General features: G+C 34.5%; 1 pseudogene. It reads left to right on the plus strand.

What is annotated here, in order from left to right:
* Positions 1-210, plus strand: a pseudogene (locus V6255_RS18400) (TRAP transporter permease); the annotation flags it as partial.
* Positions 211-226: the final 16 nt, after the last annotated feature.

Below are 226 nucleotides of genomic sequence, written 5' to 3' on the forward strand. Positions count from 1 at the left end.
GATTTCATTATTGCAATTATTTTAACCATTGGTTTGAATATTGCTTTTGCAGGAACGATCGAAGGACGTTTAGAGAAGAAATTATCGTTCCCAGGTCGTGCTATGTTGCTTGTGTCAGGGTTTACAATGTTAGTGCCTTTCCTTTATATCAATATTGCCGGTATTGTAGTGATTGTCGTGTTAACGTTGAACTATTATCGTTTATCATAAAATGAAGTTATTGAAC

The sequence above is a fragment of the Psychromonas arctica genome (genome assembly GCF_038155225.1).
GTDB classification, from domain to species: Bacteria; Pseudomonadota; Gammaproteobacteria; order Enterobacterales; family Psychromonadaceae; genus Psychromonas; species Psychromonas arctica_B.